General features: G+C 63.0%; 24 protein-coding genes. 7 read left to right on the forward strand and 17 right to left on the reverse strand.

The features are described from left to right. Nucleotides 1-55: 55 nt before the first annotated feature. On the forward strand, nt 56-496 hold the full coding sequence (locus ACOABP_RS30830) for a thioesterase family protein (RefSeq protein ID WP_474230906.1): 441 nt from the start codon (nt 56-58) through the stop codon (nt 494-496). A gap of 68 nt (nt 497-564) precedes the next feature. On the opposite strand, the gene ACOABP_RS30835 is transcribed toward ACOABP_RS30830, so the two are convergent. Then, entirely contained in the window at nt 565-2,247 is a 1,683-nt protein-coding gene (locus tag ACOABP_RS30835; protein WP_474230907.1) for a GMC family oxidoreductase, read from the reverse strand. Nucleotides 2,248-2,368: 121 nt separating this feature from the next. On the opposite strand from ACOABP_RS30835, the gene ACOABP_RS30840 reads away from it, so the two are divergent. Then, entirely contained in the window at nt 2,369-3,280 is a 912-nt protein-coding gene (locus ACOABP_RS30840; RefSeq protein WP_474230908.1) for a LysR family transcriptional regulator, read from the forward strand. Between the two features lie 38 nt (nt 3,281-3,318). On the opposite strand, the gene ACOABP_RS30845 is transcribed toward ACOABP_RS30840, so the two are convergent. Then, nucleotides 3,319-4,353, reverse strand: a complete 1,035-nt coding sequence (locus tag ACOABP_RS30845; RefSeq protein ID WP_474230909.1) for a LacI family DNA-binding transcriptional regulator — start codon at nt 4,351-4,353, stop codon at nt 3,319-3,321. A gap of 132 nt (nt 4,354-4,485) precedes the next feature. Here ACOABP_RS30845 and ACOABP_RS30850 point away from each other — a divergent pair, with 132 nt between their 5' ends. Both ACOABP_RS30850 and ACOABP_RS30855 read left to right on the forward strand, forming a co-directional pair. After that, nucleotides 4,486-5,364: an isocitrate lyase/PEP mutase family protein gene (locus ACOABP_RS30850; RefSeq protein WP_474230911.1), complete on the forward strand. Its 879-nt coding sequence runs from the start codon at nt 4,486-4,488 to the stop codon at nt 5,362-5,364. 26 nt (nt 5,365-5,390) lie between these two features. Further along, nucleotides 5,391-6,365 carry a tripartite tricarboxylate transporter substrate binding protein gene (locus tag ACOABP_RS30855; RefSeq protein ID WP_474230912.1) on the forward strand — a complete coding sequence of 325 codons (975 nt, stop codon included), beginning with the start codon at nt 5,391-5,393 and terminating at the stop codon, nt 6,363-6,365. A 76-nt stretch (nt 6,366-6,441) separates the two neighbouring features. Here the strand turns inward: ACOABP_RS30855 and ACOABP_RS30860 are convergent, their stop codons facing one another. Continuing rightward, nucleotides 6,442-7,032: an HD domain-containing protein gene (locus tag ACOABP_RS30860; RefSeq protein WP_474230913.1), complete on the reverse strand. Its 591-nt coding sequence runs from the start codon at nt 7,030-7,032 to the stop codon at nt 6,442-6,444. Nucleotides 7,033-7,267: 235 nt separating this feature from the next. On the opposite strand from ACOABP_RS30860, the gene ACOABP_RS30865 reads away from it, so the two are divergent. Beyond that, complete coding sequence (locus tag ACOABP_RS30865) at nt 7,268-7,669, forward strand: hypothetical protein (protein WP_474230915.1); 402 nt, start codon at nt 7,268-7,270, stop codon at nt 7,667-7,669. Nucleotides 7,670-7,696: 27 nt separating this feature from the next. Here ACOABP_RS30865 and ACOABP_RS30870 read toward each other — a convergent pair whose 3' ends face one another. The 10 genes from ACOABP_RS30870 to ACOABP_RS30915 all read right to left on the reverse strand — a co-directional run bounded on the left by ACOABP_RS30870 (nt 7,697) and on the right by ACOABP_RS30915 (nt 18,468). Next, the gene (locus ACOABP_RS30870) at nt 7,697-8,290 is read right to left on the reverse strand and encodes a helix-turn-helix domain-containing protein (RefSeq protein ID WP_066731423.1); all 594 of its coding nucleotides are present in this window, start codon (nt 8,288-8,290) and stop codon (nt 7,697-7,699) included. A gap of 52 nt (nt 8,291-8,342) precedes the next feature. Beyond that, the gene (locus tag ACOABP_RS30875; RefSeq protein ID WP_474231376.1) at nt 8,343-9,629 is read right to left on the reverse strand and encodes a M20 family metallo-hydrolase; all 1,287 of its coding nucleotides are present in this window, start codon (nt 9,627-9,629) and stop codon (nt 8,343-8,345) included. Nucleotides 9,630-9,718: 89 nt separating this feature from the next. Continuing rightward, nucleotides 9,719-11,023: an amidase gene (locus ACOABP_RS30880; RefSeq protein WP_474230916.1), complete on the reverse strand. Its 1,305-nt coding sequence runs from the start codon at nt 11,021-11,023 to the stop codon at nt 9,719-9,721. A 35-nt stretch (nt 11,024-11,058) separates the two neighbouring features. Continuing rightward, nucleotides 11,059-11,772 carry an ABC transporter ATP-binding protein gene (locus ACOABP_RS30885; protein WP_474230917.1) on the reverse strand — a complete coding sequence of 238 codons (714 nt, stop codon included), beginning with the start codon at nt 11,770-11,772 and terminating at the stop codon, nt 11,059-11,061. Then, a complete protein-coding gene (locus ACOABP_RS30890; RefSeq protein WP_474230918.1) occupies nt 11,769-12,551 on the reverse strand; it encodes an ABC transporter ATP-binding protein in 783 nt (260 codons plus the stop codon). Before ACOABP_RS30890 ends, ACOABP_RS30885 begins: the two co-directional genes overlap by 4 nt. Further along, nucleotides 12,548-13,756 (reverse strand): branched-chain amino acid ABC transporter permease, encoded by a 1,209-nt coding sequence (locus ACOABP_RS30895; RefSeq protein ID WP_474230919.1) that lies wholly within the window; start codon nt 13,754-13,756, stop codon nt 12,548-12,550. Before ACOABP_RS30895 ends, ACOABP_RS30890 begins: the two co-directional genes overlap by 4 nt. Further along, nucleotides 13,743-14,672, reverse strand: coding sequence for a branched-chain amino acid ABC transporter permease (locus tag ACOABP_RS30900; RefSeq protein WP_474230920.1), 930 nt, complete (start codon nt 14,670-14,672; stop codon nt 13,743-13,745). Before ACOABP_RS30900 ends, ACOABP_RS30895 begins: the two co-directional genes overlap by 14 nt. Nucleotides 14,673-14,760: 88 nt before the next feature. After that, nucleotides 14,761-15,936 (reverse strand): branched-chain amino acid ABC transporter substrate-binding protein, encoded by a 1,176-nt coding sequence (locus ACOABP_RS30905; RefSeq protein WP_474230922.1) that lies wholly within the window; start codon nt 15,934-15,936, stop codon nt 14,761-14,763. Between the two features lie 1,133 nt (nt 15,937-17,069). Then, a complete protein-coding gene (locus ACOABP_RS30910) occupies nt 17,070-17,516 on the reverse strand; it encodes an HU family DNA-binding protein (protein WP_474230923.1) in 447 nt (148 codons plus the stop codon). 307 nt (nt 17,517-17,823) lie between these two features. After that, complete coding sequence (locus ACOABP_RS30915; RefSeq protein WP_474230925.1) at nt 17,824-18,468, reverse strand: carboxymuconolactone decarboxylase family protein; 645 nt, start codon at nt 18,466-18,468, stop codon at nt 17,824-17,826. Between the two features lie 447 nt (nt 18,469-18,915). On the opposite strand from ACOABP_RS30915, the gene ACOABP_RS30920 reads away from it, so the two are divergent. Next, nucleotides 18,916-19,950 carry a type I glyceraldehyde-3-phosphate dehydrogenase gene (locus ACOABP_RS30920; RefSeq protein ID WP_474230927.1) on the forward strand — a complete coding sequence of 345 codons (1,035 nt, stop codon included), beginning with the start codon at nt 18,916-18,918 and terminating at the stop codon, nt 19,948-19,950. Nucleotides 19,951-20,076: 126 nt separating this feature from the next. On the opposite strand, the gene ACOABP_RS30925 is transcribed toward ACOABP_RS30920, so the two are convergent. Together ACOABP_RS30925 and ACOABP_RS30930 are read right to left on the reverse strand one after the other, a co-directional pair. Further along, the gene (locus ACOABP_RS30925; protein ID WP_474230928.1) at nt 20,077-20,817 is read right to left on the reverse strand and encodes an aldolase; all 741 of its coding nucleotides are present in this window, start codon (nt 20,815-20,817) and stop codon (nt 20,077-20,079) included. Nucleotides 20,818-20,845: 28 nt separating this feature from the next. After that, on the reverse strand, nt 20,846-22,012 hold the full coding sequence (locus tag ACOABP_RS30930) for a M20 aminoacylase family protein (protein ID WP_474230929.1): 1,167 nt from the start codon (nt 22,010-22,012) through the stop codon (nt 20,846-20,848). A gap of 177 nt (nt 22,013-22,189) precedes the next feature. Here ACOABP_RS30930 and ACOABP_RS30935 point away from each other — a divergent pair, with 177 nt between their 5' ends. Next, nucleotides 22,190-22,660, forward strand: a complete 471-nt coding sequence (locus ACOABP_RS30935; protein WP_474230930.1) for an Lrp/AsnC family transcriptional regulator — start codon at nt 22,190-22,192, stop codon at nt 22,658-22,660. A 36-nt stretch (nt 22,661-22,696) separates the two neighbouring features. On the opposite strand, the gene ACOABP_RS30940 is transcribed toward ACOABP_RS30935, so the two are convergent. Together ACOABP_RS30940 and ACOABP_RS30945 are read right to left on the reverse strand one after the other, a co-directional pair. Further along, entirely contained in the window at nt 22,697-23,920 is a 1,224-nt protein-coding gene (locus tag ACOABP_RS30940; protein WP_474230931.1) for a diaminopropionate ammonia-lyase, read from the reverse strand. 23 nt (nt 23,921-23,943) lie between these two features. Then, a complete protein-coding gene (locus tag ACOABP_RS30945; RefSeq protein ID WP_474230933.1) occupies nt 23,944-25,215 on the reverse strand; it encodes an allantoate amidohydrolase in 1,272 nt (423 codons plus the stop codon). Between the last annotated feature and the right edge of the window lie 108 nt (nt 25,216-25,323).

Genomic DNA, 25,323 nt, shown 5'->3' on the forward strand with positions numbered 1-25,323 from the left:
TGCCCGGGATCCACTAAGATTGCGGTCCGCTCTCCAACGCATCGCAACTTCCGTCATGGCCCGTCTCAAGCTCGATCTCCCGCTCAACCAGCTTTGCTATTCCACCCATCTCACGGTACGCGTCACCGACATCAACTCGGCGAATCACCTGGCCAACGATTCCATGATTTCGATGATCTCGGAAGCGCGCGCCCGCTTCCTGTTCGAGCACGGCGGTGGGGAACTGATTGGCAGCGCCCGCATCATCGTGACGGATCTGGCGACGATGTATTGCAAGGAGGCCCATGCGCGTGACCATCTGCTTTTCGAAGTCGGGGTGATGGACTTCAACAAATATGGCGGTGACATCATCTTCCGCATCACGCGGCCCGCTGATGATGCCCTGATCGCCATGGCCAAGTCCGGATTCGTCTTCTTCGATTACGAGCGCAAGTGTGTCGTGCCCATGCCTGAGAGTTTTGCGGCTGTATTCCCGGCGGTGAACTGGGTCGGCTGACCGGCATTACGCAGCAACTTGCGGCGATGCTGCCGGGATAGCACGCGACGGAAAGACAGGCCGGCAGGCTACGGCAGGTGGGCGGCGTCGGACCGCACCCAAGCCGCCGCTTTCTCGGCCATCATCAAGGTGGGGCTGTTGGTGTTCCCGCTGGTAATCGTCGGCATCGCGCTCGCATCGACCACGCGCAACCCGCCGATGCGACCGCCGCGACCATCACGCACCCGCATCCGGCTGTCGAGGACGGCCATGGGGTTGTCGTCGCGCCCCATCGCGGCGGTACCCACCGGATGGAAAATGGTGGTCGCAATATCACCGGCGAGCCGGGCCAGGTCTTCGTCAGTCTGGTATTGCGGCCCCGGCTTGTACTCTTGCGGGCGAAACCGGGCCAGCGCCGGTTGCCCGACAATGCGGCGGGTCACCCGCAGCGAGTCCGCCGCGACCTGCCGATCCTCTTCTGTTGACAGATAGTCAGGTGCGATGGCCGGCGCATGGTGGAAGTCCGCGCTGCGGATACGCACGGTGCCACGACTGGTCGGGTTCAGGTTGCACACGCTTGCGGTAAAGGCCGGGAAGGCGTGCAACGGATCGCCAAACGCCTCCAGGGAAAGCGGCTGGACGTGGTATTGAATGTTCGGCCAGGCCCGGTTGGGCGAACTACGCGTGAAGGCGCCCAGCTGCGAGGGGGCCATGCTCATCGGACCGCTGCGTGAGAGCAGGTATTGCAGCCCGATGCGCGCCTTGCCCCACGGACTGGAAGCCAGCACATTGAGCGTAGGCGCCCCCTCGATCCGGTAGACAGCACGAATCTGCAGGTGATCCTGCAAATTGCCGCCCACGCCGGGCAGATCGGCCAGTACGTCGATGCCGTGCTCATGCAGCAACGCCCCAGGGCCGAGGCCGGACAATTGCAGGATCTGCGGCGTGCCGATACTGCCCGCGCTCAGTATCACCTCATGCGTGGCGCGCACAATAATGAACTGGTGCCCGTCCCATACCTGCACGCCGGTGCAGCGCATGGTCCCGTCAGGTTGATGCTCAACCAGCAGACGCGATACCTGCGCGCCAGTCCACAGCGCAAAGTTGCGCCGCCGATAGCAAGGGCGCAGGAATGCCTTGGCAGTGTTCCAGCGCCAGCCTGCCTTCTGGTTGACCTGGAAGTAACCCACGCCCTCGTTGTTGCCACGATTGAAGTCGCCCGTGTGCGGCACGCCGGCCTGCACCGCGGCTTCTGCAAAGGCGTCGAGGATATCCCAGCGCAGGCGCTGCTTCTCCACCCGCCACTCTCCGCCATGACCATGGAACGCGGCGAAGGCGGGGTCGGAATCCGGTCCGTCGCCGAGGTAGTGATCTTCGTGCTGCCGGAAGGCCGGCAGTGTATTGGCCCAAGCCCAGGTGTCATCGCCGGTAAGCTCCGCCCACTGCTCGTAGTCGCGCGACTGGCCTCGCATGTAGATCATGCCATTGATACTCGAGCAGCCGCCGAGGGTCTTCCCACGCGGATATCGCAATTGCCTGCCGTTCAGGCCCGCGCCGGGTTCGGTCTGGTAAAGCCAATCGGTGCGCGGGTTGCCTATGCAGTAAAGGTAACCGACCGGAATGTGAATCCAGTGATAGTTGTCCTTGCCGCCGGCCTCGATAAGCAGTACGCGACGGTTGGTGTCAGCGCTGAGCCGGTTGGCCATCAGCGCGCCGGCCGTGCCGGCACCAATGACGATGTAGTCGAAAACTGTGGCAGTGCTCTCGGTCACAATGCGGCGTCTCCAGGGTGAGCGTTGGGCGCTCATCGGTATGGTGTGTGCGTGGAGTGTCCCTCCGAAGCCGGCCTCGATCCATTGAGTTTGCGCAATCCGAGATATAAGCTTGGCAAATATGAACCCAGCCAACCTTGATCTGCAAACGCTTCGGGTATTTGTTGCGGTCGCGCGCGAAGGCAGCGTCTCCAGAGCGGCCGAGCAGATGCATCGATCTCAGCCAGCCGTCAGCCTCCAGCTCAAGCGTCTGACGGAGATGACTGGCCTCACGCTCTTCCATCGCTCCGCCCACGGCCTGGTACTGAGCGCCGATGGCGCAGCGCTGCTCTCCCAGGCCGAGCGGGCATTGCACGCCGCGCAGGACTTTGCCAATGCTGTCAGCAGGCTGCACGGCACCGTGCGCGGCAAGCTCCGTGTCGGCACCATCCTGGAGCCGTCGTTCCTGCGTCTGGGCAACTGGCTTGGGCAACTGGTCCAGTCAGCCCCCCAGATCGAGACCGAGCTGCGTCATGGCATGAGTGGCAGCGTGATGACTCAGCTGCAACACGGCAGCCTCGATGTCTGCTTTTATCTGAGCCCCGATCGAGAGGCCACTCACCTGCTGCAGCCTGACCTGATGGTGCGCACGCTGACGCCCTTTGAATACAGGGTCGTCGCACCGGCCGGCTGGGGTCCCCAGGTGACGGGTTGTGACTGGGAGGCGCTGGCCACCCTGCCCTGGCTTGCCACCCCACCGGAGTCCGTGCATTCCCGGCTGCTTGCCAGCGTATTCGGCCCGCGGGGGCTGGCGCCCCGCCGCACTGCCCTGGTCGATCAGGAGTCGTCGATGCTGGACCTCATCAAGTCGGGCGTCGGGCTCAGCCTCGTGCGCGATGCCATCGCCATCCGGGAAAGCCAGATTTCAGGGCTCGCCGTGGCCGATCGGGTCCGCATTGGGTGCGAACTGCAATGCGTCTGCCTGGCATCCAGACTGGAAGAAGCCGTGATTGTGGAAGCCCTGGGCGCGCTGGATCGGGTCTGGCCCGCATGACCCTAAGTTCGGGCAATGGCGCAGGCCAGCGCGCCAGGTCAGGTGCTGCCACGAGGCACCACTTCGAACCCGAGATCTTCCGACGCCGGCTGCGGGGCATCGTCCCCGAGCCGACTGACGATCAACTCCGCGCTGCGGACCCCGATGCGATAGCGCGGGAAGCGCACTGTGGTGATGGGGGGAACCATCTGCTGCATGAGGTCATTGTCGTCAGACCCGGCAATGGCAATGTCCTGCGGCACACGCAACCCACGGCGCGCGCACTCGAAGATGGCGCCCGCCGCAAGCACGTCCCCGGCCAGGAAGAGAGCCTGCACGGACCGATCCCGCCGAATCAGCTCCGCAAGTGCCTGGCTGCCGCTTTCGAGCCCTTCGCCAACCTCCAGCACCATCGCCGGATCGATTGCGATATCCGCTGCACGTAGCCCTTCGAAGAAACCGTCACGCCGCTCGCGCAAGCGCTCGTTGTCGCCAATGCGAAGACTGGCAAAGCCAAAGCGTTGATAGCCGCGCGTTAGCAAATGTTCAGCCATGGCCCGGCCTGCCGCGCGGTTGGAGTAGCTGACCGCCATGTCAACCGGTTGTGGCGGCAGGTTGCCCGTCTCCACACACGGCACGCCGGCATCCTGGAGCATTTGCCGTGCCGCGTCGCTGTGCACCGTGTTGTGCAGGATGAGGCCGCATGGCCGCTGCGCGAGGTAGGCGGAGATCAACGCTTCTTCACGTTCCAGGCTATAGCCACTGTCCGAGATCATCAAATGCAGACCGTGCCGTTGCAACACATCGGAGATGCCCTGGATGGTCTCGGCGTACAACGCGTTGCGAAGGCTGGGGACGATCAGCCCGACCAGGCTCGTGCGCCGGGAGGACAGGCTGCCCGCCACGCGATTTGGGACATAGCCGACCGCGCGGATCACGGATTGGACTTGCTCAAGGGTCTCGGGCTTGACCAGATGCGGCGTACTTAGCGCGCGCGATACGGTCATGGGCGACACGCCAGCGAGGCGAGCGACCTCCTTCATCGAGACTTGCCCCACGAACGGTGGCGGTTTCTGACCGAGTGATGCGGGCATAAAGATAGTGACGAATAGACCCCGTAATATCCAGCCAGTGTAGCAGCAGACATCAGTGATATCACCAATATGGTATCGATACCATCATTTCCTATGATATCGATACCATCCACCGCTCTGGAGAATTACGCCGTGACCCGCAACCAGCGCTTTCGCGCCCTGTTCCAACCCGGTGTCCCCTTCGTATGCATGGGAGCCTTCGACGCCATCACCGCGAAACTGGCCGAATCCGCTGGCGCGCAGGCCCTGTTCGTGAGCGGCTTTGTCGCCTGCGGCGTCGAGGCCGGCGAGCCGGATATGGGGGCACTCTCGCAACGCGACATGTTCGAGCACATCCGGCGCGTCTGCCGCGCGACCACCCTGCCCGTCTTCGCCGATGCCGATACGGGTTACGGTGGCATGCTGGACGTGCAGCGCACCATCCGGCTGTGGGAAGAAGCCGGCGCTTCGTGCCTGCACCTGGAAGACCAGGCGCTCCCCAAGAAGTGCGGCCACTTCGCGGGCAAGCAACTTGTGAGCCGTCAGGAGATGGTGCAAAAGCTGCGCGCCATGGTCCAGGCCCGCCAGGATCCGGACTTTTTTATCGTTGGCCGCACCGATGCCATTGCAGTGAACGGCCTGGATGACGCCATCGCACGCTTGATCGCCTATGCCGAAGCCGGCGCTGACGGGCTCTACGCGGACGCCGTCGAAAGCACGGAGCAGATGCGGGAGATCAGCCGCCATTTGAAGCCACTGGGCAAGCCGCTGCTTTTCAACATGGTCACGTCAGGCAAGAGCCCCCAGCTCACGCTCGCACAGCTCGGCGAACTCGGCTTCGACTTCGCCCTGTGCCCAGTGGAGCCGCTGCTCGCCATGCACAAGGCCGTCAAGGAAATGATGGAGACCTTCCTGGGCAGCGGGGGCGACATACGCGCCATCACCCACATGCTCACGCCCTTCGAGACTTACAACGATTTCGTGGGCCTGCGCGAGGCCGTCGCACAAGAGGCCCGCTTCATCGAGGGCTAAAGCCCCAACGACCGAGGAGACAACGCATGAAAAAACTTATCGCTCCCGCGCTGCTTGCCGTCGCGGCGTTAGTCAATGCCACGCCCGACGTCGCCGCCCAGGAATGGCAACCCACCAAACCCATCCGGATGTTGATTCCGTCCACCCCGGGCGGCGGCACGGACTATATTGGCCGCATCCTCAGCAGCAAGCTGTCCGAGTTGCCTGGCTGGCGGGTCGTCCCCGAAAACCGCCCCGGAGCGGCCGGAACACTGGGATTGTCGGAAGCCGCAAGGGCAAAACCAGACGGGTACGAGCTGGTTATCGGCCAGACCGCCAACGTCGCACTGGCACCCTGGTTGATGTCACTGTCGTTCGACCCCGTAAAGGATCTGACACCGATAGCGTCGGCAGTTGAAGCCCCGATGGTACTGCTGGTCAATGAGGCCTCTCCCCACAAGACCTGGGCCAACTTCGTGAGTGCCGCCAAAGCCAGCGGCAAACCGGTTTCCTTTGGAACGTCGGGCACGGGCAGCGTGGCGCATGTCGCCGGCGTCATGCTGGAGGACGCAGCCGGCATCAAGTTTCAGCATGTGCCATATAAGGGTTCGAGCCCCGCCATCGCCGATCTCATGGGCGGCCATGTCGAACTCGCCGGGACATCGGTAGCCTCTGCCCTGAGCCTCGTCCAGTCCGGCAAGGTACGTGCCCTTGCCGTGACGTCCCAGAAGCGCAGTCAAGCCATGCCGGCGGTGCCGACGCTGGCAGAACTTGGGTATGCCAACTTCCATATGGTCGAGTGGTACGGCGTGTTTGCGCCGCCCAACCTGCCACCTGCGATTGCGGAGCGCCTGAATGCGGAAATCAACAAGGTGCTGCAGAAAGCCGAGGTGCGCAATGCGCTCATCGCCCAAGGCCAGGATCCTCGGGTGGAATCCCGCTCCGCCTTCGCTGCCATGGTCAAAGGCGACAACCTGAAGTCCAGGGAAATCGTGGCGCACGCCGGCATCAAGCTCGATTGAGCCGGGAAACAACGCCCGCAGGAGAACTGCTGTGACCGGGCCGGCTTCCGCCTTGTGCGGGGCCGGCCGGCGTCCATCAGTCGGACTGGGCCTTGTGATAGTGCGCTCGCACCAGTTTGGCTGCGGCCTCCCAGAGTGCGGGGGCACCGCGCTCGATGGGTGGCTGGCACCGGGCGATAACCTGCTCCTCGGTGACCTGCAGCTCCACCCACGTGCCGCCTTCCGTGGCGGCGTTATGCAGCATCGGCTGGAACCGGTCGAGCGCCTTCGCAAACCTGGCATCGTCGCTCTGTCCCGCCTCGAACTCGAACCACAGGCTGCGAAATTCTTCAGCCTGTGCGTCCGGCAGCATCGAGAAAATTCGCTCGGCCGCAAGTTGCTCCTTCTCGGCCTGTCCCACGTGGGTCGCGGGGACATGAAACGGCACGTCGCCGGCATCGATCTCCACGATGTCGTGAATAAGCAGCATCTTCACGACGCGCGACACGTCGACCGGGGCGGCCGCGTGCTCCGCGAGCACCAGCGCGTACATGGCGAGATGCCAGGAGTGTTCGGCGCTGTTCTCGCGGCGAGACTGATCAAGCAGCGGCGACATCCGCACCACGCTCTTGAGCCGGTCTATCTCGCGGAGGAAGGAAAGTTGATGTTCCAGGCTGGACAGGTTCACGGCGCGCACTCGCTGACAACTGACGATAACTAGCAGTGTAGCAGCGCCCAATGCCGGCCAAATGAGCGCCGCTGCGCCGCCGCCCTCTCTCCGCCCTCTCTCCGCCCTCTCTCCGCCCTCTCTCCGCCCTCTCTCCGCCCTCTCTCCGCCCTCTCTCCGCCCTCTCGACGGCACCGTGCGCCCGATCCCCGCGAGGACTGTATGATGTGCGGCCTGGCCTTGAGTATTCTTGCCCGTGGAAAACGATACCTACCTGCAGTTCGACGCCCTGCAAGCCCTCGCCCGTTGTTCGGATGCCGTCACCGCCGATTGTGCCTGTAACGGCCCGGACCTCAGCGGGTGGACCTCATTGCCCGTTTCCTTCCCCGAAGAACAGCTTGAGGTCATCGGCACATTGGTTCGCGACCTCTACACCGAGGCCACCTTCGAGGAATATCACCCGGAAGGGACAACATTCTGGGCTGCCGGGGCACCGATTGCCCCCCGCTATTTTCCGGCCAATCGCTGCACGGTTTCGACATGCAAGGTTTGCCAACGCGCATACTTGCGCTACGTGGAGGGCGGTGGGTATTTCGTCGATCAGCGCATTCGGCGACTCAGGGAAAATGTTCTTGTGGACGCCCCGCTTTCCGAATAGGCGCAGCCCTCCCGCGACGAACGTTGCCTAGAAGGTCGCCGGCGAATTCACCCAAAGCACCTTCGCCACGACATCGCCGACGTTGCGGTAGCCGTGCGGCACCTGGCTGGAGAACGTAAACGCATCTCCCGGGCCAATCAGGTAGGTGTCGTCACCAAGCATCAACTCAAGCCTGCCTTCCAGCACGTAGCCGACCTCCTCGCCCTGATGCTCGATCTGGCCATCGCTGGCCTCTCCAGGCCACACGATATGGATGTTGGCCTGCAGCAAGCCGCCACGTTTTGGCAACACCACGCGTTCGAGCGCCACGCCGCCGACGCGGATGACCGCCCGTTCGCCATGGCGCAAGATTGGCGACTGATGCGTATCGTCTTCGCTGGTGAGCGCCCCGATATTCGTATCGAGGGCCACGGCCAGGCGATGGAGGGTGGTAAAGGACGGTGTGGCCAGGCCACGCTCGACCTTGGAGATCAGGCTTTCGGAGCACCCCGCCTTGTTCGCCAGTTGCAACAAGGTATAGCCGGCCACCAGCCGCGCATGGCGCAGCTTGACACCAAGCGTCAGGGTGGCCGACTTGCTGTCGACCGGCTCTTGCGGGATCGGGCTCGCGGTCTTCGCCATGCGGGCTTGTCGTTAGTCGTTCAAGGGAGCTGCCGCCACGTATTCTGCGCTGTCACGGCTGGCGGCAGGCTAGTTCGGCGACAGTGTACGCCAGCGCCCGCGTGCCAAGATACAGGTCCGTGGCATCGGTGTCCTCGGCGGCGTTATGGCTGATACCACCCTTGCTCGGCACGAAGATCATCGCCGTGGGGCAATGATCGGCCACGTACATGGCGTCGTGGAAGGCGCCCGATGTGAGCCTCATGGGTTGTCTGCGGCCGGCAACGTGGCTGGCCCGCGTACAGGCGCGCTCGATCGATCCGAGCATCGATTCCGGAAAGTACGTCGGCCCCCGGTGAAAGAAGCGCGTCACCACCACGTCGGTAACCGGCGCATGCCGCACGCAGGCAAGACGCAACGCGTCCTCGGCACGGTCCAGGACCGCATCGTCCAGGCAGCGCATGTCAACCGTAAACGTAACCTTGCCCGGAATGGTATTGACGGAATTCGGCGTCACCGTCCATTGGCCCAGCGTCAGGCGCAGTTCTGGCTCGCCCGCCGCATTCGGATCGCGAGACGTACGCGGCGCCAACGCGTAGAGGTCCTGCGCGATCGCGACGGCCACGGCCATCGCGTCACGGCGCACGGCCATGGGTGTGGTCCCCGCATGCGCCATGGTGCCCGCGCATTCGACACGGAACCAGCGCACGGCCTGAATGCCGGTCACCACCCCGAGCGGGACGTCAGCCGCTTCCAGTACCGGACCTTGCTCGATATGGAGTTCAACGCAGGCCGCCATGGCCCGCGCCATCGGCACGCGGGCCACGTCGCGACTGGCCGCCAGCGCGGCATCCAGCGCATCCCCAAAACGGATGCCTGCCGGGTCGGCGGCGTCGCGATACCCGGCTAGTCGCGCCGGCTCGACAAAGGCGCTGGAGCCCATCGCTCCCGGCCCAAAGCGACTGCCCTCCTCATTGGTCCACGACACCACCTCGATCGGGCGCAGCGTTTCGATACCTGCCGCATTGAGCGCCGCGATGACTTCCAGACCCGCCAGCACCCCGTATGCGCCATCGTACTTGCCGCCCACCGGCTGCGTATCGGCATGACTCCCGGTCAGCACGGGAGGCAAGTCCTCGCGTCCGGGGCGGCGGAAGAACAGGTTGGCGCAATCATCGATGCTCACCTCGCAGCCCAGCGCGCGCGCCTGATCCACCAGATGGCGGCGTGCTGCCAGATCGATATCGGTCAGCGTTTCCCGTGATACCCCCCCGTCGTCCCTCCCGCCAAACTGGGCCAGGGCAGCAAGCGATGCGGACAGGCGCCCGGCGTCAACATGATCCTGCGCCCGCTCCGCGATGGTTTGCGCGGCCTGATCAGTGTGATCGGCGTGATCGGCGTGGTTGAAGTTTTCGGGCTGCAATTTCTGATTCACGTCTTCTCCTCAAGTCAGGCCTGAATTGCCAGCGCCTGCTGCAAACGATGCGCCACGGCCAGCACGCGCACGTCGGCGTGGCGCGGCCCGGTAACAGTCACGCCCAGGGGCATGCCAGCAGCTCCCACACCTGTTGGCACATGGACGCACGGCGTGCCGAGCAGCGTCCACATCCGGCAGAAGATGGGGTCGCCGGTGGCGGCCAAACCCTCGGGGGCTTCGCCTTCGGCGCTGGGTGCCAGAACGACATCGAACCCTTCGAGCGACATCGCCAGGGACGTCCTTGCCGTCTCGGCCAGCGCAAGCGCGGCGCGAAAGCGCTCTCCCGTCACCGCGCGCCCCGCATCGAGCTGGCGGGCAAACGCCGCACTGAAGCTTGCCGCCGCGTCACTTGCCTCCGGCGCGAATGCCGCAGCGGCTTCGAAAGCCATGATGTCCATCTGGGCCTCCGTCAGGCGATTGCACACGGCAGGCAATTCGACTTCCTGCACCACCGCACCAAGGCCTTGCAACGCTCGTGCCGCCGTCTCCAGCGCTTCACGGGCCCCTTCGCTGGCGCGATCCCAGTGCGGTGTGCGGACGATCCCGACGCGCAGCGAAGTAGCAATTGCCTGGGCACAGGCCTCTGCGATCGACACGTCACGGGCCAGGGCGCCGATGAAAAGCGCCGCATCATCCACGCTCCGCGCGAGCACACCCACGGTGTCCAGGGTTGGCGACAGCGGCTTGATGCCTGCCAGCGGCAGTGTGGCGTGCGTGGGCTTGTAGCCAACGACACCGCAATACGCGGCCGGACGAATGATCGAGCCTGCCGTCTGGGTACCGAATGCGAGCGGCACCATGCCGGCCGCCACGGCTGCCGCCGAGCCGCTGGAGGAACCGCCCGGCGTGCGGGGCGCGTTCGCCGGGGCGCGCGGGTTGCACGTGGGGCCCGGCTGGAACGTCGCGAACTCGGTGGTCACGGTCTTGCCCACCACGACCGCGCCGGCACCGCGGGCCAGCGCAACCGCGGCGGCATCGCGCCCGGGCCGATGGGCCGCGTAGATCGGCGACCCATAGGTGGTCGGCAAGTCGGCGGTATCCATCAGGTCCTTCACACTAAGCGGCACGCCGTGCAAGGGCGTGGACACTGCGCCGGCATCCAGGCGACGCGCGTGCTCGATGGCCGCGTCGCCCCCGACGTGCTGCCACGCATGGATGGCAGCGTCCTGCGCCTGGATGCGATCAATCGCTGCACGCACGATGGTTTCCGCGCGCAGTTCGCGACGGGACATGCGCGCGACCAGTTCGCGCACGGGTAGATCGAGAAATGAGTCCAAAACCAGGGTCTCCGGAATGGGTTTGCCAGCTCGGCTTAGCCAAAATACGCCGCACGCACTTCGTCGTTCTCCCGCAAGGCCTGGGCCGAACCCTGCGCCACCACGCGTCCCTGCGTCAGGACATAGCCCTGGTGCGCGATCGCCAGTGTCTGCCGCGCATTCTGTTCGACCAGCAGCACGGTCATGCCGAGTTCGTTGATCTGCTGGATGACCTTGAAGTTCTCCTTCACGTACAGCGGCGACAATCCCAGCGATGGCTCATCGATGACCAGCAACCGTGGCTGCGCCATCAATCCGCGACCAATCGACACCATGGCCTGTTCGCCGCCCGACATCGTGCCGGCCAGCTGGCCAGCCCGCTCCCGCAGGCGTGGAAAGATCTCGTAGACCCGCGCGATGCGCTCGCGCACCTTGTCCGGGTCGGCTTCCAGAAAGGCGCCCAGGGCCAGGTTCTCGGCGACGGTCATGCGCGGAAAGACCTTGCGCCCTTCCGGAATGCACGAGATTCCGCGCGCAATGATGTTGTGCGTCTTCTCCGCCGCGATATCGACGCCATCCCACAGGATGCGCCCCTTGCGCGCCGGCGTGAGCCCCAGGATCGCGCGGATCAACGTGCTCTTCCCTGCCCCGTTGGCGCCAAGGATGCACGTAATCTTGCCAGGCGGCACATCGATGGACACGTCATGCAGCACGTTGACCTTGTCATAGCCCGTGCTCAGGCCCTCCACCCGCAGTGTGTTCTCGCTCATGCCGCTTCCTCCCCGAGATAGGCGGTCTGCACATCGGGATCGGCCGTGATCTCGGCGTACGTGCCTTCGGCGATCTTCTTGCCGTAGTTCAGCACCACGCACCGGTCCGTAATGCGTTCGATCACGTTCATCTCGTGCTCGATGAGCACGACCGACAGGTCTTGCAGCTTGCCGCGCACCTGCAGGATGTCATCCATCAGTTCGTGGGTTTCGTCATGCGTCATCCCGGCCGACGGTTCGTCCAGAAGCAGCAGCCGGGGACGGCTCATCAGCGCGCGGCAGACCTCGATCCGGCGACGGTCGATCATCGTGAACGACTCGACTGGTTCGAACAGGCGACTGACCAGCGGGGGACTGAAGATACCCAGCAGTTCGCGCACGGACTCTACATAACGCTCGTATTCGGCGCGGAAGGCCTTGCGGCGAAACAGGTTGAACACGAGCCCGTGCTGCATGTGCTGGTAGTCGCCAATCACGATGTTGTCAAACACCGTCAATGGCAACGACAGTCGCGAGCGCTGGAAAGTCCGTGCCACGCCACTGCGATAGATGTCCTGCGGCGTCTTGCCGATGACGTTCTCGCCGTTATACGTGATGGTGCCGGCGCTGGCCTTGTAGAGGCCCGTCAGCACGTTGAAGAACGTGGTCTTCCCGGAGCCATTCGGACCGAGCAGGCCCAGCACTTCTCCGCGGCGGATGTCGAGCTGGAGGTTGTCCAGCGCGGTCAGGCCACCAAATCGCATCGTGAGATTGCGCACCTCGATCATCGCGTTGCTCATTGGGTGTCCTTGGTCGGGAAGAACAGGCGGATCTTGCGCGGCAACAGTCCCTCCGGACGGAACAGCAGGATCGCGATGACCAGGGCCGCGTAGAAGAGGAAGCGGTATTCCTGGATGAACTGCAGCTTCTCCGGGAGCACCAGCACGATGATGGCGGCCGGGATCAGGCCCACCACGTTGCCCAGTCCGCCCAGGATCACGATCGACAGCATCAGCAACGAGTCCGCGAAGGTAAAGTTGTTCGGCGCCACAAACGCCGTCACCATGCCGTAGACGCTACCGGCCACGCCCGCGAAGAAGTTGCCGAGCATGAACGCGATGACCTTCCAGCGCGCGATATGCAGGCCGAACGTCGCCGCCGCCGTCTCGTCGGTGCGCACCACATCCATCGCCAGCCCCACCCAGGAGCGCTCCAGCGCCTTGACCACGGCGAACGTACCAGCGCAAAGGGCCAGGCTCAGAAGCGCATAGCTGGCATAGAACGACACGTCGATGCCGAACAGCGTGACGCCCTCGTTGAACTGGAAGCCGAACAACGTCATGCCGGGAACCTGCAGACCTTGCGGGCCGCCAAGCACGTCGTTGACTTCGAGGAACGTCTTGAACAGGATGCCAAACGCAATGGTCACCAACGCCGCATAGTGGCCTCGGGTGCGCAGTACCGGCGCAATCAGCAGCGAGCCGATAACGGCCGCCGCGATGCCGGAGAGCGCGATGACGAGAATCGACGGAATCGGCGTGTGCGCGCCGAGAACGGCCGTGGTGTACGCCCCGATGCCAAAGAACGCTGCACCCGCAAAGTTGGACACCCCGGAGTAGCCGAACTGCACCGTCAAGCCCAGGCAGGCGGTGGTATAGAGCAGCACCGCGCAGAGCATCAGCAACACAAAATGGCTTTCGTGGAACAACGCGATCAGCGCAAGCGTACCCATGACCGACCACAATCGGGACAGGCCGGGCCGTCGTGCGGCCGCTTGCTCCACGGCCTGCGTGAGCCTGAACTTGCCGGCAATCACGATGGCCGCCACAGCCACAGCCAGCAGCACGGCCACGGCGACTTGCGATTCCGCGTGCAGGAACAGATAGAGATAGGCCACGATGGCGATCGCCGCCATACCCAGCACCCGCGCCGGGCTGCGAGGCTTCCCGCCAGCACCAGCGGCCGCCGGGGGCAGCGGATTCGAGACGTTGTCAGACACGTTCACTGGTTTTCTCCGCAATGAGTCCGGTCGGCTTGAAGGCCATCAGTACGATGACCACGGCAAATGCAAAGACATCCTTGTAGGCACTCGGGATATCGGGCACCAGGGCCGGCAATGTCGCGCTGCCCAGAACTTGCAGGGCCGCAAACAGGAAGCCACCGAGAATGGCACCGTAGAGGTTGCCCAGGCCACCAAGAATGGCAGCGGCAAATCCAATGACGCCAAGCAGCAGGCCGACATTGAAATTGATCTCGTTGTAATAGAGCCCGTTCATCACGCCGGCCAGCGCCGCCATGGCCGAGCCGAGTGCGAACGTAGCCAGCACCACCACCTCGAAGTTGATGCCCATCAGGCGCGCAGTCTCCCCGTCCTGCGCCACGGCGCGGATGGCCATGCCGAACCGCGTGCGTGTGATCAGCAGGTGGACGCCGATAATGATGGCGACACCGGCGGCCAGCAAGATCAGGTTGTCCGCGCGCAGCGTGAGCGCACCGAGCGTGAGCTCCGTGCTGGGCAGCAGCGCGGGAAACGGCTTCGGGTTCGAGCCATCCGGATAAAAGAGGCGCACGGCTTCGCGCAACACCGTACCCAGCATCAGCGTCGCCAGCAGCGTGTTGAGCGGCGGCGCCTTGCGCAGGGGCAAGATCAGCAGTCGCGCAATGACGGCACCCAGAATGCCCGTCACGATCACCGCGCACACCACGATTGCCAGTAACTGCAGCCACGGCGAATCCACGTGCAGCGCAACCACGCCGGCCGATGCGGCGAGCCCCGCGAACGCCCCCACCATCAGTACATCGCCGTGAGAAAACTTGATGACGTCCAGCACGCCGAAAAACAGCGTGAAGCCGACTGCCACCATGGCGTAGATCATGCCGAGCATCAGCCCGTTGAAGACGTACTGTCCCAATACACTCATCGGTATCCCCAGAATGGCCTGAATAGACCGTCCAGCTGCGCTGGCGCCCGGGCGCGCAACCCACGCCCCCAGGTCGCCAGCTCCTTGCTTACAGTCCGCTCAGCTTCTTCGTACCTTTGCCGTACGCGCTGTCTTCCCAGATCACCCACTTGCCGTCCTCGACGACGTACTTGGTGATCAGTGGCACCACGTTCTGGCCATGCTCGTCGAAGGTAACCTTGCCAATGACGGTGTCGACATTCTTCGTGCCATTCAGCACGTCACGCACCTTCTTGCGATCCGGGCCGACCTTTTCCACGGCGTCCATGATGAGGTTGGCGGCGGCATAGGCAAACGGGCCATAGGCCTCGGGCGGCTCGCCGTACTTTTGCTGCGTGTAGCGCTCCATGAAGAACTGGCCACCGGCCAGCTTCTCGACAGGCGCACCTTCGATGAAGGCGAGCGATCCCTCGGAGAGCGGCTTGCCCACGCCTTCGATATAGGCGTCGGACTTGATGCCGGAGGTGCCTTCGAACTGGGCCTTGATACCCAGCTTCTCCATCTGGGTACGGATACGTACGCCCAGCGGGGTGAGACCACCGAAATAGACCACGTCGGGCTTGAGTTCGCGGATCTTGGTCAACTCGGTCGTGAAGTCCTGCTGGTCGGCCGTGACGCCAAATGTGCCAACGATCGTGCCGCCGTCCTTCTTCAGGAATTCACTGAAGTACTTGTTATGGCCCTTGCCGTAATCGGTGGTGTCATGAATGATCGCCCACTTCTTGTAGCCCAGGCCGGTCATGAACTTTGCGGCCACTTCGCTCTGGTTGATCATCGTGCCGTTGACACGGTGGATCTCCTTGAAGTTGTTCCCGTACGTGACTTCGGGCAGCACCGCGCCCCACACCACTGCGGGCATGCCGAAGCGGTTGTAGACACCGACCGTGCCCATCGCCACGGCCGAGCAGAAGTGCGTGACACCGGCCACAATGGACTTGTCCGCGGCAATCTTGGTGGCAACCTGTACGCCCACGTTGGGCCGGCACTCGTCATCCTGGACGACCAGCTCGTACGTGTATTTGGCCTTCGGATCGGCATTGCGAAGGCGTACGGCCAAGTCTGCCGAGTTGCGCCCGCCCAGGCCGATCGACGACACCCCACCGGTCAGCGGGCCCACAAACGCGATCTTGACGACGTCCTTTGCCTGCGCCGGCGCGGACATCAGCACCACTCCGGTAGCGGCGGCGGCAATCGCGGCCGTGGCCACAGTTTTCTTCTTCAGCACTCTGTTCCCCTTAATAGAGATGTCCAACGGGCGGCAGGCCCGGCATCTGGACCGAACGGTGCAAGGCGCCGAACGCGCGCCCGTGAGCGTTTGGGAAAGTTCTCTGCACCAAATTCAAGTCCCTTGAATGCTATGCAACAGACATGCCAGGGAACAACGAGCAATAACCCGTAGGTCTTTTGGGGGGAAAGCAGGAATTTTGCCGATGACGCGGCGCAGAAATCAGATCGGTACGGGGGGCGTTTCGGTGCACGGCAGGCCTTTTCGGTGCACGCCCGCCTTGTTTTCGAGAAGCGCTGCCAGCCGTGACGGGCGCTGGCAAGCAGCGCGCCTTCGACGCTTCCGTCTGTCTGGACATTGCAGAAGCGCAACGGAATCCGATCTTCGGCGTACGCATCGGAGGGCTAACGGTCGCCACCCCCGACACTAATCCCGCCATGCCACGCTAGTGGGGCATACCTGCCGCATGACCCACCCTACAATGACGCTGTCGTGATTGACCCCATGACAGCCCAGCCCGCGCGCGATCCGCCGCGGGCTTCTTTTTTGCGGCATCCCGGATATACTGTATGCATATACAGTATTCGCGCGACAAGCCCATGCTCCGAATCCGCAGCATTGGCTGGACTGGCGGCGAATCGCAAGCCCCCACACACCAAAACCCCTTTGAATCGCTGGAACCGACTTCTCGCTCAGGCCCTCGTTACCGCGACCGTCATCGTCGTGGCCGCCGTCGTGTCGCGCGAAATCTATCTTCTCGTTCAACAGCCGCCCGCGGCAGAAATGGAAGATGTCGGCGACTTCGACCGGTCAGCACCGGATTGCCCTGCGCCACGATGGGAGCAATCGGCACCGCAAGGCGGAAATCCGGAACGCCAAACGCACAGATCTCCAGGCTGCCTGGAATCCTGAAGGATGCCAGCCGGCCTGCGCGCCCGATGGTCAAATAGACTGCAGTCGACGGCAGCACCCGACATCGGCGGCGTCGGCTGCCACGTTCTGCAGGCAAGCGGCCCTGCTTCCGCGTACAGGGTTTCCGCGCACAGGTCGTTTTCGGAGTCTATTGGGAAGCCGCAAGACAAAAAAAATGGGAAGCCTTGGCTTCCCATTCTTCGTCCTGGCGAACCCGTGCCTTACAGGGCAGCGTCCTTCAGCTTCTTCAGCGGACGAACCTTGACCTTCACGGAAGCCGGCTTGGCAGCGAACCACTGATCCTGGCCCGTGAAAGGATTCTTGCCGAAGCGCTTTTTCGTTGCCGGAACCTGGATCGCGGAGACCTTGAAGAGGCCCGGCAGCGTGAATTCGCCAGCGCCCTTCTTGTGGATCGAGCTCACGATGGTGTTCTCGAGGTGCGACAGCACCGTTTGCACAGTCTTCTTGTCCAGCTCAGTCTGTGCAACCAGGTGGGCCAGCAGGCTCGACTTGTTGAACGTATCCTTCAGCGGTTTTGCAACCGGTGCTGCTGCCGCTGCCTTCTTGGCTGCAGGCGCTGCCTTCTTCGCTACGGGAGCAGCCTTCTTTGCCGGGGCTGCCGCTTTCTTTGCCGCAGTCTTCGGGGCGGCCGTCTTCTTCGTTGCCATATCGCTCCTATCGCAGAACTACCGGCACCATTGCCGGATTCCGCGCAGCATAGCGGAGATTTACGCGAATGTGCAGTCCCACCTGCGCATAGGTTGTTTCGGCCTGTTACGCAGAGCAAGCGTGCGGGAATTATCGATACATGGGAATGACGAACCCCCGGGGCCCGCACGCCCAGCGACGCCCCCCGCGGCCCGAACTCCATAGACCACGATGGAGGGAATTTCCCGGCTCCTTGCGGCGCAACCCTCCGCCGGCCGTACGGCCAGGCCGGCGAAACGCTTCCTGGGGTTGTCCGGATGGCTCGGCTTATCGGGGCAGCGTCGGAATCTGCTGCGGGGCGTTGCCGGGCAACGGAGACTGCGCGACGTTGAGCACAGCGGCAAGCATGCTGTAGTACCCATTGATGGCAATGAGGTCGATCACACCCCGCTCGCCGAACTTGTCCTTGATGCGCGCGTAAGTCGGATCACTCACGCTCTTGTTGCGGTCCAACTCGCCAATGAAGTCATAGAGCGCTTCCTCATCCGCGCTCATCCCCGCCGGCCGCCGCCCTTCGGCAATGGCCTGCGTCACTGACGGCGAGACACCCGCCTTCAGCGCCAGCTTCTGATGCGCGAGCCACTCGTACTGGTTGCTCCACTGCCGTGCCGTCAGAAGGATCACGAACTCGCTCAACCGAGGTTCGAACGCACTTTCATAGCGCAGATAGGCGCCCATGCGTTGCAGGCGGTTCAGCAATTCGGGGCTCCGCAGCAATGGTACCCACGGGCCCGCACTCACATTTCTCGGCGCACCTCCGGCAGGCGTCCCTTCCGAAAGCAGTTCAATGGATTTCTTTTGCGCTTCGGTGAGCTTGTCTGCAGGTATCGGCGGCATGCGGTCGTCCGCGCCAAATACATTACAGACAAAGGCAGCAAGGGCAGCCGCAGTGATAGCGTGATGAATCTTCATGTTCTTTATGGGTGAGTTTGTCTGGCCGACGGGCAGTCTCCTCCCCGGCCAATGCCTTGTGCATGAATCGCTGCACCTGCCAACCTTACCATGCAGATCCGGGCTGCATGACCTGCGGAGCTGACTTCCAGCGGAATTCCTGCGCCAGGCGGGCCCAACGCCAGCTTCGAAGGTCCTATGAAGCGAGTTTTCCGGGCAGCGCCCCAAGCGGCAGTGCGCAGGCATCGCCGCTGCTTTGCGCAGCGTGATACATCGACTGGGCTGGCGGCGTAGCCAACCGCCACGTCACGGCTGTGGCTACCCGTCGTCTGGCGTGGCACCTCTCCAAGGTATTCAGCCCAGCCACCTATGGCGACCCATAGACCGTTACATGGACTTCGGCAAGTCAGCGGGCGGGCGCGCTAGAATTGCGCCCTCAATCCACGAAGGAGTTCGGTTGTGCCAGGCATGCATCCCGCACCGCACCGTATCGCGATCAATGGATACGGCCGTATCGGCCGGTGCTTCGTACGCGCACTCTACGAATCCGACTGTCGGGAATCCTTCGAAATCGCAGCGATTAACGAGCCGGCCGACCTCTCGAGCATGGCATATCTCACCCGCTTCGATTCGACCCACGGACGCTTCCCCGGGAAGGTCGGTGTCGGCGATGGCGCGCTGCTCATCGAGGGTGACGAAATTCCGGTCTTCCATGCGACAACCCCCGAAGAGGTAGCTTGGGATGCCCTCAACGTCGATTTGCTCGTTGAATGCTCCGGCGTCTACGGCAATCGGGCATCGCTGACGCGGTTTCTGAACGCCGGCTGCAAGCGCCTGCTACTGTCCCACCCCGGCGACAGTGCTGCCGATGTCGACGCAACCATCGTCTATGGCACGAACCACAACACGCTTGCGGGCAAGGAGCGCCTGGTCTCGAGTGCTTCCTGTACGACCAATGCAGTGGTCCCGGTGCTCTCCCTGCTTCACCAGGAACTGGGAATCGAGCAGGCCGTGCTGACGACGCTGCATTCCGTCATGAACGACCAGCCGCTGATTGACGGCTATCACGATCGTGACCTGCGCCGAACGCGCTCGGCCATGCAATCCATCGTCCCGGTATCAACTGGCCTGGCCCGCGGCGTTGAACGCCTGCTTCCCGAGCTGAAGGGGCGAGTGCATGCCAAGGCAATACGCGTGCCCACGCATAACGTATCGGCCATCGACATGGTGCTTTCGGTCGAGCGCGACGTGGACACGACGAGCTTGAACCGCCTGCTACAGGACGCGACGACCGGACCGTACGCGGGTCTCATCGCGTATTCCGAAGACCCCCACGCTTCGATAGACTTCAATCACGACTTCCATTCCGCAATCATCGACGGTGCCCAGACAAACGTGAGCGGCCAGCGCCTGGTCAATCTTATGCTGTGGTTCGACAACGAATGGGGATTCGTGAACCGGCTCCTGGACGTGGCGCGCCATTGGCTCAGGCAGTCGGCCTGAAATGCCGGTCGGACCGGCTGGGCACACTCAGCCGGATGCGGCTGCTTCCCGGAGCGCCCGCAATTGCGTGATAGATGCGTCCGCACGAGGTCTGGCAAGACCGATCAGATAGAACGCGATGAGTGCCTACCGAATGGTCCGCCGAAGCGCAGAGAAAAACAGTTCTGACTGAAGGCGTTCGCCCTGGACCTGGCGGGCCACCGTCTCGGCGAGCCCGGGCGCTACCGGGCACAACCTCTTCCCCGTGGATAGCGCAATTACCTGTGCGGAACAGGCTCGCTCCAGGTAATACAGGTCATCGTAGGCATAGTCGACGCGCTCGCCGCACACGACCACGCCATGGTTGCCCAGAAACATGACATCGGCGCCCCTCATGGCTCTCGCAATGCGCTCCCCTTCGCTCGCATCCAGGGCCAGGCCGTTGTATTCGGCATCGATGGCGATGCGTCCGTGATACCGCATGGCGTTCTGCGACAAGGTCGTATCCAGCCCGCGAACCTCCGTCAACGTCAGTGCCGTGGCATAGGGCATATGTGTATGCAACACGCACTGCTTGCCAGCGATGCGGTGAATCGCAGCGTGAATGAACATGGCGGTTGGCTCCACCTCGTGGCGTCCCGCCACCTTGCTGCCTTCGGCATCGACGATGACGATATCGTCCGCCGTGACCTCGCTCCACATCAGACCGCGTGGGTTGAGCAGAAACAGACCCTCATCGCCCGGAATTGCCACACTGAAGTGATTGCAGACCCCTTCCGCAAGGCCATGGCTTGCCGCTACCCTCAAGGCAAGCGCCAGGTCATCCCGGAGTACAGCTACCGCTGACTGGTAAAAACAATCTGGATTGCTACCTTGAAGGGCACTCATATGGTCTCCTCGGGTCCGAACAGCAATGTCACACCGGCAATGCGACGCGGGCAATCTGCGCGAAATAGTTTGCCCCGATGGTCAGCACGTCGTCATTGAAATCGTAGTGGTTGTTGTGCAACGGAACGCCGCCCGTGCTACCCGATTCACCATTGCCGATAAAGACAAATGCGCCAGGTACAACCTGCAGGAACGCGCCGAAATCTTCGGAAATCATCATCGGGGCGACGGCGCCGTTCACGCGATCCTCGCCGACCACGCTGCGTGCCGCTTCCAGCGCAACCGGGACACACTGCTCCCAGTTCACGGTCGGAGCAAACTCGTGGGTGTATTCGAAAGTGCAGTTCGCCCCATGCATTCGGCAGATGCCTTCGCAGATTTCCCGCATACGGGTTTCGAGCAAGGACTGGACCGCAGGGGTGTAGCTGCGGGTGTCGCCCTTGATCGTGACGTTCGTCGGAATGGCGTTGCGAATGCCGTCGGTAATGAATTCCGTGCAGGAAATCACCGCCGGCAGGCTCGGATCAAGGTTGCGCGAGACGATTGTCTGCAGAGCAAGCACGATTTCCGATCCAATCACGATGGGGTCGATACCCATATGCGGCCGGGCTGCATGAGTGCCCTGCCCCTTCACGTGAATCACGAAATTGTCTTCGCTGGCCATGATGCCGCCGACACGGGTTGCAATGTTGCCAGTCGGCAAGCCTGGCATGTTGTGCGCGCCGTATATGGCATCGACCGGGAAGCGTTCGAACAGGCCATCCTGCATCATCGCCTTGGCACCGCAGCCGTGCTCCTCGGCAGGCTGGAAGATAAAGCGCACCGTCCCGTTGAAATCCCGACGTTCGCTGAGCAGTTTGGCGGCACCCAGAATCATGGCCATATGACCATCATGACCGCACGCATGCATCTTGCCATCGGTCCGGGAAGCGTAAGCCCGATCCGGAGCGTTCTCGTGAATCGCCAGCGCGTCCATATCCGCGCGCAGGCCGATCGCACCTGGACCGTCGCCCACACGCAAGCTCGCGACCAGGCCGGTTCCGCCGATGCCCCGCTGCACGTCCATTCCCATGTCACCCAGCAGTCTTGCGACGAAGTCCGAAGTCCTCAGTTCCTCGAAGCCTGTCTCCGGATGTCGATGAAGTTCGTGCCGCCAGGATTTGAGCAGGTCACGGAGGTCTTTGTCAGCGTGCATGGAAGTGTCTCGATGTCGGAGCAACCGCTAGCATCTTACGTGCGCGACGTCGCAAGAATTGCTCGATCTTGCAGGCCGGAATGAAACGTCGTTGCGTTGGCAAGCGCGATATATCGGTAAAAATGCGCAATAATCGAACGAAACTTGCGCCGATCCGATCTACGCCGAAGGGAATCCATGGCACTGCAACTAGATTCATATGACCGAAAGTTGCTGCAACTGCTGCAGACCAACAACAGGCTGTCACAACGCGAACTCGCGGACGCGGTCAGCCTGTCGCCCTCGGCGGTGAATCGACGCATTGCTGCCCTCGAGGCGGATGGCGTTATTACGGCGAACATCTCGGTGGTGGACCCATCAAGGGTGGGCAAGCCCATTACCGTGCTGGTCCAGGTGAAACTTGAGAGCGAGCGCCTGGACCTGCTTGACGAGGTGAAGAAGCGCTTCGTCGATTGCCCACAGGTCCAGCAGGTCTACTATGTCACCGGAGACTTCGACTTCGTTCTGGTGCTGGCTGTCGCCGACATGACAGAGTATGAACGGCTCACCCGTGAGCTCTTTTTTGTCTCCGGCAATGTCAAGAGCTTTCAGACGCACGTGGCCATGCAGCGGGCCAAGGTAAGCCTTGGCGTGGCCATCGAATCCTAGGCTTTCGGCCAGACAAGCCTGTGCCACAGACTGGCTTCAACGCGCCAGCCAGGCAGTCTGCCGGGCGAGCACCGATTCATGCGACTCGCCCACCAGTTGCTGGTAGACGGACGGCGCCGTTGCCCCTTCCGTATTGATGACCAGGACGCGTGAGGTTGCATCCAGCCCGGCTTCCTCGGAAAGCGCTGCATTCGCACGAAGCACGGCCAGTCCGGCGAGACCCGCTGCGCCAGATTCCCCCGCCAAGACCGGCAGATCGCCAGTCGGCTTCCCCGCGAGTTGGTGCATTGCGGCCACGGCGTCTTCGTCCGAGATCGTCATGAAGACGTCCACGCTGCTCTCGAGAAAGCGCCAGGCGAGGGGCGACGTCTCTCCGCAGGCCAGCCCTGCCATCACGGAATCAACCGAACCGGTGGCGTTGGCCGCCCTGCCTTGCAGCGCGCTTTGATACAGGCAGTCCGCCTGCACGGGTTCGACGACGATGAACTGCGGACGATGCGCGCCAAAGTACTCCCAGAAATAGCTGGCGATGCCAGCGGCAAGTCCACCGACGCCCCCCTGCAAGAATACGTGCGTATAGGGGCACGACTGCCCCGAAGCCACCTCTGCCTGCGTCAGTATCTCGGCAGCGATGGCGCCGTAACCCTGCATTACGTCGCGTGGGATGTCCTGATAGCCCTCGTAGGAGGTGTCCGAGACGACCGTCCAGGGATTGGCAGCGGCAAGGCGAGCCGCCTCTTCCACGGATTCATCATAGTTGCCGGCAATACGGACAATGGTTGCGCCGTAGGCCGCGATGGCATCTTCGCGCTCCTGACTGACATTGGCGTGCAGCACAATCACGCATTGGCAGCCGAATGACCTGGCTGCGGACGCCAGTACGCGGCCGTGGTTGCCGTCCGTCGCGCTGATGACGGTGAAGTCCTTCAGCAGGTCCGCATATTTCCCGTCAATCAGTGCCAGCGGGTCCAACTTCCGCTCGGGGTACAGGCGCAGAATCAGTCGGACCAGGGCAATCGGTGCCCCCAGCGCCTTGAAACTGCCCAGCGGCGAGCGAACGGATTCATCCTTCACGCTCAGTTGGGCGATATTCAGGCTGGCGGCAAGCATGGGAAGGTCGCGCAGCGGCGTGGGCCCGGCGATCAGTTGGTCCCAATGCGAGAGCCAGGCGCGGCTGCGCTCGGCTTGCTCGACGCTCATGATGTCCTTGAGATCCGCAGGATAGGCGGCCCGGCGGGCACGGGAATTCTTGGTCAGCATAGATAATCCGATCGGATGATGGTTCAGGCCTGCGCCTGGCCGAGGCGATGGAGCACGACATCGAGCAGGACGTCCGCACCCATGATGAGTTGGTCGTCGTCGGTGTGCTCGCGTGGGTTGTGGCTGATGCCCCCCTGGCTCGGGACGAAGATCATGGCGGCAGGCGCGATGCGGGCAATCATCTGCGCGTCGTGGCCAGCGCCGGACGTCATGCGCCGGTTGGTAAAACCAAGGCGTTTCGCCGATGCCTCGACGCTATCCACGAGGCCAGCGTCGAAAACAACCGGCTCGAACCGGGCCAACCGCTCCGTGGTAACTGTCACACCCTCCTGCTGGGCGACCGTCTCCAGGAATTCCGCAAAGCGCCGCTCGGCCAGCTTCAGGCGCTGCTCGTCCGGGTCCCGAAGGTCTACCGTGAGCGTGGCGCGGCGTGGGATGACGTTGATGACGTTAGGCTGCACGCTCAGGCAGCCAACCGTCGCCAGTGTCGTACCGCCGGAGTCCTGCGCGAGTTGGCGCAGGAACGTCACGATGGCAGCGGCCACGAATCCGGCATCGTGCCGGAGATGTGTCGGCGTCGTACCGGCATGGTTGGCGTTGCCTTGAATGGATACCTGTTGCCAGGAGATACCCTGCAGGTTTTCGACCACGCCAATCTGGATACCTTCCGCCTCCAGAATCGGGCCTTGTTCGATGTGGAGTTCGACATACTCATGGGGGACGATGGCACCGGGCTCCAGCGTGCCCGCATAGCCAATGCGAGCCAGTTCATCGCCAAGCCGCGTGCCATCGGTCCCAACGGTATCAAGGGCTTCCTGGACGGATAACCCCCCGGCATAGACCAGCGAGCCCATCATGTCGGGCTGATAGCGGATGCCTTCCTCGTTGGTGAAGGCCCCGACCATGATGGTGCGGGAGGGTGCGATGCCAGCTTGCCGATAGGCTCGCGCCACGGCCAGTCCGGCCAGCACGCCGTAACAACCATCCAGCGCGCCTGCGTTTGTCACGCTATCAATGTGCGAGCCCATCATCAGCGGTGCCTGGGTGCCATCATCCGCCTCGGATCGAAGGATGCCGAACAGGTTTCCGATACGGTCGATGACGACCTCCAGTTCCAGTTCGCGCATCCAGTGGGCAACCAGGTCGCGTCCGGCCTTCTCGGCGTCGGTAAGGGCTATGCGAGTACGGCCGCCGACCTCGCTATCGGCGCCGATTTCCCCGAGCCCCTTGAGCTGGCGCAGCAATGTGCCGCCATCAAGCTGAAGCCGGTGCGCTTTCGTCGCAGTGTGTGACATTCAAACGTCTCCCATTCCCTGACATTCCTTGCCCAGCACGCGACGCGTCGTGGCGCAATGTCTGCAATGTTAGAGCGTTGTGGCGCAACAGCGTCCCCGTTTGCTACC

This window comes from Cupriavidus sp. HE11 (assembly GCF_056097175.1).